A 10742-nucleotide genomic window follows, 5' to 3' on the forward strand; every position below is an offset into this window, starting at 1 on the left:
TCAGTCCTGGGTCCGGAGCAGGACCCAGGGGGCGCTGCAGCCGTCGGCGGCGTCGGAGGCGAGGTCGTAGACACCGGTGCCGGCGGCGCTGCCGGCCTCGACCCGCCACACGTGCCGCTCGGGCCGCTCACCGAGGTCGCCCAGGTCGCGCCACCAGGACCGGCGCTCGCTCCAGTGGTCGAGGACCTCCCGGACGACGAGGATCCGGCCGTGCCAGAGGAACGCGCGGGGGCGGTGCCGGACGGCGAGCGAACCCGTGGGGTCGGGCGTCCCCGCCTCGACCCGGACGTCGACGGGATCCTCGTACCGGCGCACCACGACATGGCCTCCTCAGGCAGGATGGGGTGGGTGGGACGGGCGTCCCAATAGTTCGAACATCTGTTCGAACTCCTCCACTGTACAACCACCCAACGGCGTGGCGTCAAGCCCCTACGCTGGCGGCATGAGCCACCCCGGCGACCCCCTCTCGCAGAGTGACCTCAGCGAGCACCCGTCGGTGGCCGCGGTCCTGAAAACCCTTGCGCAACACCACGTCCGGACGACCGTGCGCTACCTCCCGGACGCCGTGCGCACGGCCCGCGCCGCCGCCGACGCCCTCGGGATCACGCCCTCCGAGATCGCCAACTCCCTCGTCTTCGCGGGGCACCACCACGACGGGTCGGTCGAGCCCCTGCTCGTCCTCGCGTCCGGCGGCCACCGGGTCGACCAGGACCGGATCGCCGGGCTCCTCGACCTCGCCGCCGTCGAGAAGGCGACCCCCGAACAGGTGCGTGAGTGGACCGGCTTCGCCATCGGCGGGGTCGCCCCCGTCGGCCACCCCGCTCCCGTGCGCACCGTCGTCGACGTGACGCTGAGCAGCCACGACCACGTGTGGGCCGCGGCCGGGCACAGCCACTCGGTGTTCCAGACGACCTACGACGAGCTGCTGCGGATCACGAGCGGTAAGGCCATCGAGGTCGACTGACCCGAGACGGCCGCGTCGCCGGGATGACGAGCGCCCCTCCACACTCGCCGACCCGGCCACGCGGCCGCGTGACCACTCTGGCTCGAACGGGTGGTGTGGGGATCAGTACGGATACTCAGGTCGGTGGTGCCGTCGTACTCAGGTGACGCGGGTCGCCGCTCGGCGCGCGCCCGCCGACAGGCCGAGGTTGTCGTGGACCTCGAGCGTGGCCGTCGACCGGTTCATCGTGATGAAGTGCAGGCCGGGCGCACCCTCGGCGAGCATCCGCTGGGCCAGCTCGGTGGCGATCTCGACACCGACGGCGCGCACCGCCTCGGCGTCGTCGCTCACGGCCTCGAGGCGGTCGACGACGGCCGGCGGCAGCGGCATGCCCATGAGCTCGGACATGCGCGTGATCTGCCGGAGGTTGGTCACCGGCATGAGACCGGGGGTGATCGGCAGGTCGCGGCGCTGCGCCACCCGGTCGCGCAGCCGCAGGTAGCTGTCGGCGTCGAAGACCATCTGGGTGATGGCGAAGGACGCTCCCGCGTCGGCCTTGCGCACCATGATCTCGACGTCGTGGTCGAGACCCGGGGACGCCGGGTGCACGTCGGGGAAGGCCGCCACCCCGATCGTGAAGTCGCCGAGGGTGCGGATGAGGCTGACGAGGTCGGTCGCGTGGTCGAGCCCGTCGGGGTGGGCGACCCACTCCCCACCGGGGTCGCCCGGAGGGTCGCCGCGCAGGGCGAGGATGTTGCGGACGCCTGCCGCGGCATACTGCCCGACGACCCGACGGACGTCCTCGACGGAGGCGCCGACGCAGGTGAGGTGGGCGAGCGGGGTGAGGGTCGTCTCGCGGGCGATGCGCTCGGTCACGCGCACGGTCCGGTCCTGGGTCGAGCCGCCCGCGCCGTAGGTCACCGACACGAAGTCGGGCCGCACGCGCTCGAGCCGGCGGATGGCGTCCCAGAGCGCCGCCTCGGACGCGTCGTCCTTGGGCGGGAAGAACTCGAAGCTCACCGAGGGGCGTTCGCCGGCGAGCAGAGCCGGGATGGAGCGGGGTTCCATGCGGGTGAGATTAGTCCAGCGGGCAGGCCGTAGGCTCGGGCCACACACACCGTGAGATGCGAGGAGCGTTCGTGACCAGCCCGCTGGACGAGGCCGATCTGCGCACCCGCGTCCAGGCCTGCATCGACGCGGAGCTGCGCCACCAGAGCGGCGTCCTCGACGAGATCGGCCCCGACGTCACCGACCTCCTCGATCGCATCGGGTCCCTCCTCGCGGGTGGCAAGCGCCTGCGCGCGGCCTTCCTCTACTGGGGCCACCGCGCGGCCGGCCGGCCCGACTCCGACGCCCTCGTGCGGCTCGCGACGGCGATGGAGTTCTTCCAGGCCGCCGCACTCATCCACGACGACGTCATGGACGACTCCGACACACGGCGAGGTATGCCGGCCGCGCACCGCGCGCTCGCAGCGGCCCACACCGAGCGTGGCTGGGGCGGTGACGACGAGCGGTTCGGCCTCGCCGGCGCGATCCTCGCGGGCAACCTCTGCCTCAGCTGGACGGACGAGCTCGTCGCGACCTCCGGTCTCCGCGTGGAGGACGTGGCCCGCGGTCGCGAGGTGTTCGACCGGATGCGCACCCAGCTCATGGCCGGCCAGTTCCTCGACGTCGTCGACTCGGTCCGCCCCTGGGACGGCCTGCCTGCGCAGGAGCGCGTCGCCCGCGCCCAGCGGGTCATCCGCTACAAGAGCGCCAAGTACACCGTCGAGCACCCCCTCCTCATCGGCGCCGCCTCCGGTGGCCTCGCCGGGGACGACCTCGCCCACCTCTCCTCCTACGGCCTCGACCTCGGGCACGCGTTCCAGCTGCGCGACGACCTCCTCGGGGTCTTCGGCGACCCCGAGTCCACCGGCAAGCCGGCCGGTGACGACCTGCGCGAGGGCAAGCGCACCGTGCTCATCGCCCACACCCTCTCCGGCGCCGACGACGCCGGCCGCGAGCTGCTCCGCAGCCACCTCGGCCGCGCCGACCTCGACACCACGGCCGTCGACGACCTCCGCGCCGTCATCGCCGGCTCCGGCGCCGTCGACGCCGTCGAGGACGAGATCACCGCCCTCGCGACCCGGGCCCGTACCTCGCTCGCCGCCGCCACCGGCGTCTCCCCCGACGCCCGCCCCGTCCTCGACGCCCTCATCGACGTCTCCACCGCCCGCACCGCCTGACCAACCAACCCCGTCCGCCCCAGCCGACCGCGCGACGGGCCTGCCGTCCGGCGAGCTCGCCGTCTGCGTGCCCAAAACGGTTCGCGAACCTCGACGCGACTCACGGCCCGGTTCGAACCGGACCACGAGCCCCAACACGGTTCGCGAACCGCTTCGTGCAGCCAGCCTCCCGGACGAGTGCCTCCAGGGGAAACGCTGCCGGGCAGCCCCTGCCCCTGCCGCCGTCACCTCACCAGAACCCCGGCTCGCGAGCCCCGTATGCCGTCCCGAGCCGGATCGATGAGGCTCACGAGACGAACTGCGGCTCCCGAGCCGGAAGGTGAGCGAAGACGGAGCGTGAGCATCGTGGTTCGCCGCCGGCTGGGCCTGGCGGGAGCACGGAGTGCGCGCAGCGCACGAAGTGCGGATGGGACAGCGGCGAACCGTGATGCTCACGCGGAAGCGGAGCACTCGGCATACGGGAGACCTAGAAGGCGAGTTCCATGGCCCGGCGCCGGACCTCGGTCTTGAACCCGGCGCGGAGCGCGTCGATCGGCGCCCCCTCGGCGGGCAGCGTGGGGTCGGGCGTGAAGAGCCAGCGCAGGCTCTCGTCGTCCTTCATGCCGCCGTCGGCGAGCACGGTGAACGTGCCCTTGAGCGCGGCGATGACGCCCTCGTCGTCGAGGAACTTCTCGGGGACGGCGATGACGTTGCGCTCACCGATGCGGGCGGAGAGCACCTCGCGGTCGTCGATGATCTTGCGCACGGCGGACAGCGGGATGCCGAGGCGCTCGGAGAGGTCCGGGACGGTCAGCCACTGGCCGACGAGGGTCTCGAGGTCGGGCTCGTGGTCGGTCACGAGGCCAGCGTGCCACATCCCCCCACGTCCGCAGTCCAGCCGCTACTCTGTCAACCGCCTGTCACACCCGTCACGTCAGCCACACCGACACCACGACGCCGAGACCGACGACGACCACCGTGTCGTCCCCGGAAAGGACGACCACCGATGGTCATCGCCCTCCCCCCCGCGACGGTGCCCCCCGTCACCCTCGTCCCGACGCACACGGTCAGCCACGCGACCCCCGCACCCCACGGCTGGACGTCGTACAGGGTCCGCAGCGGCGACACCCTCATCGGGCTCGCGGCGACGTTCCGGACGACGCCGCGCGCGCTCGCCGCGAAGAACGGCCTGCAGGACGCCCGCCAGCTGTGGGCCGGCTCGACCATCCAGGTCCCCGGACGCGCCGGGTCGACCGCGAAGGCGGCCCCCCGCTCCACCGGGCGCACGCCCGGGTCACACACCGTGCGTGCCGGTGAGACGCTCACGAGCATCGCCGACCGCTACCGCACCACCGTGCCCTCGATCGCCAAGGCGAACGGCATCTCGACGCGGTCCTTCATCTTCCCGGGGCAGACGCTGCGGCTCTCGGCCACCTCCCAGGCCTCCGGTGCGACGAGCACGGCCACGAAGGCCGGCAGCACCAAGGCGAGCGGGACGGCATACCGGGTCCGTTCGGGCGACACGCTGCTCGGCATCGCCATCAGACACGGCCGCACCGTCTCCGCCCTGGTCAAGGCCAACGGGCTGCGCGGCACGGTGATCCACGCCGGGCAGCGGCTCGTCATCCCGGCGTCGGCGGCCCGGCGGACCGAGGCGCCGAACACCTTCTTCGGCATCCGCTACCCCGACGAGGTCGTCGCCAACGCCGCGCGCAACCGCCAGATCCTCGCCGGTCGGACGGTGCCCACCCGCGCCCAGACCCGGACGATGATCGCCGCGACGGCGCGCCGGCACGGCGTCGACCCCCGGCTCGCCCTCGCGATCTCGATGCAGGAGTCCGGCTGGAACCAGCGCCAGGTCTCCGTCGCGAACGCCGTCGGCATCATGCAGGTCATCCCGTCCGGCGGCGAGTGGGCCTCCTCCCTCATCGGACGCAGGCTCAACCTGCTCGACGCCCAGGACAACGTCACCGCGGGTGTCGTCATGCTGCGGGCCCTGACCCGGTCGGCGAGCAGCGAGGACGTCGCCATCGCGGGCTACTACCAGGGCCTGTCGTCGGTGCAGTCCCGAGGCATGTACAGCGACACCAAGCGTTACGTCGCCGGCATCAAGGCGCTCAAGGGTCGTATGTGACCCACCCCCCGGGCACCGGGCTGCACGGAGCGCCGGCGAGCGGTCCGTACACTCGTCGGGTGTCCACCGCTCCTGCCGACGGTCTCGTCGGAGAGGTCCTCGACGGCCGCTACCGGGTCATCGAGCGCCTCGCCGACGGCGGAATGGCGACGGTCTACCTCGCCCTCGACACCCGACTCGACCGCGAGGTCGCGCTCAAGGTGATGCGGGCGCACCTCGCCCAGGACGAGACCTTCCGCTCCCGGTTCCACCGCGAGGCGCGGTCGGCGGCGCGGCTGTCGCACCCGGGGATCGTCGCGGTCTACGACCAGGGCGAGGACGACGGCCACATGTTCCTCGCCATGGAGTACGTGCCGGGACAGACGCTGCGGGAGGTCCTCGACGCCGAGGGTGCCCTGAGCCCCCGCGCGGCCCTCGACATCATGCTGCCCGTGCTCGAGGCGCTCGCCGTCGCCCACCGCGGCGGCATCATCCACCGCGACGTCAAGCCCGAGAACGTCATCCTGCGCGAGGACGGCGCGGTCAAGGTGGCCGACTTCGGCCTGGCCCGCGCCGTGACCTCGCAGACGGTGACGTCCTCGTCGGGGATGCTGCTCGGGACCGTCGCCTACCTCTCGCCGGAGCAGGTGGAGCGGGGCATCGCCGACGCGCGCAGCGACGTCTACGCCGCCGGGCTCGTCCTCTTCGAGATGCTCACCGGGTCCAAGGCGTTCGAGGGTGACACCGCGATCAACGTGGCCTACCAGCACGTGTATGCCGGTGCGCCCCGGCTGCTCTCCCGCGCACCCGATGCCCCCGGCGTGCTCGACGAGCTCGTCGCGACCGCGACCTCGCGCGACCCCGACGGTCGCCCCGACGACGCCGGGGCGTTCGCGAGCCTCGTGAGGACCGCCCGGCTCGAGCTCACGCCCGAGGAGCTCGACGGCCGCCCGGACGCCGGCGGGGCGGCCGCGGCCGCCTCGACGGCGACCCGCACCACCGCGCTGCCCCTCGACCGCCCGCACCACACGCAGTCCCTGCCGACCACGTCGCTGCGCGACCAGGTTCGCGGGGCGGGACCGGCCACGGCGGGTGGCGTGGCCGTGCGCGCCGCCGCACCCCGGCCGTCGCGCACCCAACGGCGCCCCGTGTGGCCGTGGGTCCTCGTCGTCGTGTCCGCCGCCATCGCCGCGGCCACCGCGTGGTTCTTCCTCGCCGGGCCCGGCGCCCCGACCGTCGTGCCGGCGGTCGTCGGCACCCCCGTCGCCGCCGCGGAGGCGTCGCTGCGGACCCAGCACCTCGACCCCACCCGCGAGGAGGCGTTCAGCGAGACCATCGCCAAGGGCCTCGTCGTGTCCACCGACCCCAGGCCCAACGCGCAGGTCCGCCGCGGGACAGACGTCACCGTCGTCGTCTCGCAGGGTCCCGAGCGCTACGCCGTGCCCACGCTCGCGGGGGTGAGCCGGGCCGACGCCACCGACCTCATCACCGGCGCCAACCTCGTCCTCGGCAAGGTCACCGAGTCGTTCGACGAGAAGGTCCCCGAGGGTCAGGTCATCTCGACCTCCCCCGCGGCCGGCACCTCGCTCAAGCGCGACGCCGTCGTCGCCCTCACGGTGAGCAAGGGCCGCCAGCCGATCGCGGTCAAGGACTACACCGGCACGACCCTCGAGACCGCCCGGGCGGCCCTCGGCAGGGTCGGTCTCACCGTCGAGGTCACCGCCGAGCAGAACGACGACAAGGTCCCCGCCGGCTCCATCATCAGCCAGGACCCGGTGGACGGCACCCTGTTCAGGGGGGACAAGGTCTCGGTCGTCGTCTCGAAGGGCCCGGTCCTCGTGGCCGTGCCCGGCGGGCTCATCGGCCGACAGGCGACCCAGGTCGAGGCGACCCTCAAGGCCGCCGGCTTCAGGGTGGTCATCGTCCAGGGTGGCATCCCCGGCATCAACTTCGGGACCGTCGGCAAGGTGGACCCGGCTCAGGGGACGATGGTGCCGAAGGGCTCGACGATCACCCTGACGACGGTCTGAGGTGAGCACCGCTCCCCCGCCGGCGACCGACCGGCGGGCTCGCCTCGCGGTGCTGCTCCTGCTCGGGGTCACCGCGATCTGGGGGTCGACGTTCTTCCTCATCCGCGACCTCGTGGCCCATGTGCCGTCGGCGGACTTCCTCGCGGTGCGCTTCGGCATCGCGGCCGTGCTCATGTTCGCGGTGTTCCACCGCCAGACCCTCGCCCTGACTCGCCGCGAGGCAGGGCTCGGGGCCGGTCTCGGACTGTTGTATGCCGTGGCGCAGCTCCTGCAGACCGTCGGGCTCGAGACGACCGCGGCCTCGGTGTCCGGCTTCCTCACCGGCACCTACATCGTCCTCACCCCGGTGCTCGGCGCCCTGCTGCTGCGCGACCACGTCCCGCGCGTCGCCTGGGTCGCGGCCGTCATCGCCACGGTCGGCATCGGCGTGCTGTCGCTCCAGGGCCTCGCCATGGGCTTCGGCGAGGCCCTCACCCTCGGGTCGGCCGCGGTCTACGCGCTGCACATCCTCGCACTCGGCCGGTGGTCGACGGGCTCGACCGCCCTCGGCCTGTCGACGGTGCAGGCGGCCGTCATCGCGCTGACCTGCCTGGTCGGGGCGCTGCCCGGCGGGGTGACCCTGCCGTCGACCGGCGGCCAGTGGGTCTCCCTGCTCTACATGGCGGTCTTCGCCGGGGCGGGCGCGCTCATCGCGCAGACGTGGGCGCAGGCCCACCTCACGGCGACCCGGGCGGCCATCGTCATGGCGATGGAGCCGGTGTTCGCGGCCGTGTTCGCGGTCCTCTTCGGCGACGAGTCGGTGACCGCGCGCCTCCTGCTCGGCGGCGGCCTCGTGCTGGGGGCGATGTACCTCGTCGAGCTGCGGGGCAGCGCCCACGCCGAGGACGCCTCGGCCCTCGAGGACCCACCGGTCGAGATCCTCCACCACGACGTCTGACCTCCGACTCATTGCGCATTCCGGTCACGCCTCGCTGCGCTCCCCGTGACCGGAATGCGCAATAAGTCGGGGGGTGGGGTCAGGCGAGGAGGTCGGTGAAGACCTCGATGGCGGCGGCGGTGCCGGCGTCGTCGACGTCGAGGTGCCAGACGAGGCGCACGGCAGCCGGCCCGGCGGCATACGTGCGGATGCCGCGGGCGGCCGCGGCCTCGACGAGGGCGGGCGGAGACCACGTCGTCGACGGCAGCGACAGCATGACGATGTTGGTCTCGACGAGCGCGGGGTCGACCACGGCTGGGGCCACGGCCCCGACCGCAGTGGCGAAGCGCGACGCACGCGCATGGTCCTCGGCGAGCCGGTCGACGTGGTGGTCGAGGGCGTGCAGCCCCGCTGCGGCGAGGATGCCGACCTGGCGCATGCCGCCACCGAAGCGCTTGCGCCAGATGCGCGCTCGCGCCATGAGCTCGGCCGACCCCACGAGCACGGAGCCGACCGGGGCGCCCAGACCCTTGGAGAGGCACACGCTGACGGTGTCGAACTCGCGGCCGTAGTCGGCGAGCGGGATGCCGGTGGCGACGTGCGCGTTCCAGAGGCGTGCACCGTCGAGGTGCATCGCGACACCGGCCGCGCGGCTCGCATCGCGCACCTCGCGGATGGCCTCGAGCGGCTGGATCGTGCCGCCACCGAAGTTGTGCGTGTTCTCGACGACGATGAGGGCGGTGCCGACCTGGTAGGGGCCGGCGCCGGTGCTCATCAGCGCGAGGGGTGCGGCGGGGTCGAGGCGGCCGCGGTCGGCGGCCCAGCTGCGCGAGGAGATGCCCGAGAGCACGGCCGCCGCCCCGAGCTCGGCGCGCAGCACGTGGGCGAGGGAGTCGGCGATGACCTCCTCACCCGCCTCGACGTGCAGACGCATGCCGAGCTGGTTGGCCATCGAGCCGGTGGGCGTGTAGAGCGCCGCCTCGTGCCCGAGCAGCGCCGCGACCCGCGACTCGAGGGCCGCGACGGTCGGGTCCTCGCCGAAGACGTCGTCGCCCACCTCCGCGTGGGCCATCGCGTCACGCATGGCGGCGGTCGGCCGGGTGAGGGTGTCCGAGAGGAGGTCGGCGACCCAGCGGCTCGGGGCCGCCGTCGAGGTGTCGGTCACGTCAGTCGCGGCTGAGCATCTCGGCGACGAGGAACGCGAGCTCCAGGCTCTGCTGGTGGTTGAGGCGCGGGTCGCACACCGACTCGTAGCGCTTGTTGAGGTCGGCGTCGAGGATCTTCTCGGAGCCCCCGATGCACTCGGTGACGTCGTTGCCGGTGAGCTCGACGTGGATGCCGCCGGGCACCGTCCCGAGGGCGTGGTGGACCTCGAAGAAGCCGCGCACCTCGTCGACGACGTCGTCGAAGTCGCGCGTCTTGTAGCCGGAGGCCGACTCGAAGGTGTTGCCGTGCATCGGGTCGCAGATCCACGTCACCGCGGCGCCGCTCGCGGTGATCTTCTCGACGACGTCGGGCAGCGACTCGCGGACCTGGCCGGCGCCCATCCGGGTGATGAAGGTGAGGCGACCCGGCGTGCGCTCGGGGTCGACGAGGTCGATGACGCGCAGCAGGTCGTCGACGTGCGCCTTGGCCGAGACCTTGACCCCGATCGGGTTGTGGATCCGGCTGACGAAGTCGAGGTGGGCCCCGCCGATGTCGCGGGTGCGCTCCCCGATCCAGATGAAGTGGCCGGAGGTGTCGTAGAGGTCGCCGGTGCGGGAGTCGACGCGGGTGAGCGGGCGCTCGTAGTCGAGGATGAGCGCCTCGTGCGCGGCGAAGAACTCCGTCGTGCGCATCGCCTCGAAGTCGGCGCCGCAGGCGGACATGAACTTCATCGCCTTGTCGATGTCGCGGGCGAGCTTCTCGTAGCGCTGGTTGGCGGCATTGGCGACGAACCCGCGGTTCCAGTCGTGGACGTGCCGCAGGTCGGCGAAGCCGCCGGTGGTGAACGCGCGCACGAGGTTCAGCGTGGCGCTGCTCGCGTGGTAGGCGCGGACCAGCCGCTGCGGGTCGGGGTGCCGGGCCGCCGGGGTGAACTCGAAGTCGTTGACCATGTCGCCGCGGTAGGCGGGCAGCGTCACGTCCTCGCGCGTCTCGGTGTTGCTGCTGCGCGGCTTGGCGAACTGGCCGGCCATGCGCCCGACCTTGACCACCGGCACGGAGGCGCCGTAGGTGAGGACCGCCGCCATCTGCAGGATCGTCTTGATCCGGTTCTTGATGTTGTCGGCGGTGGCGCCGGCGAAGGTCTCGGCGCAGTCGCCGCCCTGGAGGACGAACGCCTCACCGCGACCGGCCGCGGCCATGCGGTCGCGCAGCACGTCGCACTCGCCGGCGAAGACGAGCGGCGGGTACACCGCGAGCTCCGCGACGGCGGCCTCGAGGGCGGCGGCGTCCGGCCACAACGGCTGCTGGGCAGCGGTCAGGCCGGGGGTCGCCTCGAGGAGAGTGCGCGAATCAGCGTCGGTGGTCAGGCTCACCCGTCAAGGATAGGCGC

10 protein-coding genes are annotated in these 10742 nt (G+C 72.8%); 5 read left to right on the forward strand and 5 right to left on the reverse strand.

Translation table 11 applies throughout. The annotated features are described in order from the left end of the window. Entirely contained in the window at positions 1 to 318 is a 318-nt protein-coding gene (locus tag AC3EU2_RS17805; protein WP_035939731.1) for a DUF6504 family protein, read from the reverse strand. A 124-nt stretch (positions 319 to 442) separates the two neighbouring features. Here AC3EU2_RS17805 and AC3EU2_RS17810 point away from each other — a divergent pair, with 124 nt between their 5' ends. Continuing rightward, entirely contained in the window at positions 443 to 964 is a 522-nt protein-coding gene (locus tag AC3EU2_RS17810) for a YbaK/EbsC family protein (protein ID WP_488177605.1), read from the forward strand. Positions 965 to 1102: 138 nt separating this feature from the next. Here AC3EU2_RS17810 and metF read toward each other — a convergent pair whose 3' ends face one another. Next, complete coding sequence (metF, locus tag AC3EU2_RS17815) at positions 1103 to 2011, reverse strand: methylenetetrahydrofolate reductase [NAD(P)H] (RefSeq protein ID WP_488177606.1); 909 nt, start codon at positions 2009 to 2011, stop codon at positions 1103 to 1105. A 71-nt stretch (positions 2012 to 2082) separates the two neighbouring features. Here metF and AC3EU2_RS17820 point away from each other — a divergent pair, with 71 nt between their 5' ends. Then, complete coding sequence (locus AC3EU2_RS17820; protein ID WP_488177607.1) at positions 2083 to 3168, forward strand: polyprenyl synthetase family protein; 1086 nt, start codon at positions 2083 to 2085, stop codon at positions 3166 to 3168. 466 nt (positions 3169 to 3634) lie between these two features. Here the strand turns inward: AC3EU2_RS17820 and AC3EU2_RS17825 are convergent, their stop codons facing one another. Next, positions 3635 to 4024 (reverse strand): Rv2175c family DNA-binding protein, encoded by a 390-nt coding sequence (locus AC3EU2_RS17825; RefSeq protein WP_488177608.1) that lies wholly within the window; start codon positions 4022 to 4024, stop codon positions 3635 to 3637. 129 nt (positions 4025 to 4153) lie between these two features. Here AC3EU2_RS17825 and AC3EU2_RS17830 point away from each other — a divergent pair, with 129 nt between their 5' ends. Genes AC3EU2_RS17830 through AC3EU2_RS17840 form a run of 3 tightly spaced genes read left to right on the forward strand, consistent with a single transcriptional unit; the run spans position 4154 to position 8227 of the window. Further along, positions 4154 to 5281, forward strand: a complete 1128-nt coding sequence (locus tag AC3EU2_RS17830; RefSeq protein WP_488177609.1) for a lytic transglycosylase domain-containing protein — start codon at positions 4154 to 4156, stop codon at positions 5279 to 5281. A gap of 59 nt (positions 5282 to 5340) precedes the next feature. Further along, complete coding sequence (gene pknB, locus AC3EU2_RS17835) at positions 5341 to 7290, forward strand: Stk1 family PASTA domain-containing Ser/Thr kinase (RefSeq protein ID WP_488177610.1); 1950 nt, start codon at positions 5341 to 5343, stop codon at positions 7288 to 7290. 1 nt (position 7291) lies between these two features. Then, positions 7292 to 8227, forward strand: a complete 936-nt coding sequence (locus tag AC3EU2_RS17840; protein WP_488177611.1) for a DMT family transporter — start codon at positions 7292 to 7294, stop codon at positions 8225 to 8227. Between the two features lie 79 nt (positions 8228 to 8306). Here the strand turns inward: AC3EU2_RS17840 and AC3EU2_RS17845 are convergent, their stop codons facing one another. Both AC3EU2_RS17845 and AC3EU2_RS17850 read right to left on the reverse strand, forming a co-directional pair. Beyond that, positions 8307 to 9371 (reverse strand): threonine aldolase family protein, encoded by a 1065-nt coding sequence (locus AC3EU2_RS17845; protein ID WP_488177612.1) that lies wholly within the window; start codon positions 9369 to 9371, stop codon positions 8307 to 8309. A 1-nt stretch (position 9372) separates the two neighbouring features. Beyond that, positions 9373 to 10725: a class II 3-deoxy-7-phosphoheptulonate synthase gene (locus AC3EU2_RS17850; RefSeq protein ID WP_488177613.1), complete on the reverse strand. Its 1353-nt coding sequence runs from the start codon at positions 10723 to 10725 to the stop codon at positions 9373 to 9375. Positions 10726 to 10742: the final 17 nt, after the last annotated feature.

Source organism: Knoellia sp. B-D-2 (assembly GCF_057714695.1).

Bases quoted from the DNA above. Each gene is read 5' to 3' on its own strand.
- AC3EU2_RS17830 (WP_488177609.1), top strand. From the start codon at position 4,154: ATGGTCATCGCCCTCCCCCCCGCGACGGTGCCCCCCGTCACCCTCGTC.
- AC3EU2_RS17825 (WP_488177608.1), bottom strand. From the start codon at position 4,024: ATGTGGCACGCTGGCCTCGTGACCGACCACGAGCCCGACCTCGAGACC.
- metF (WP_488177606.1), bottom strand. From the start codon at position 2,011: ATGGAACCCCGCTCCATCCCGGCTCTGCTCGCCGGCGAACGCCCCTCG.
- AC3EU2_RS17810 (WP_488177605.1), top strand. From the start codon at position 443: ATGAGCCACCCCGGCGACCCCCTCTCGCAGAGTGACCTCAGCGAGCAC.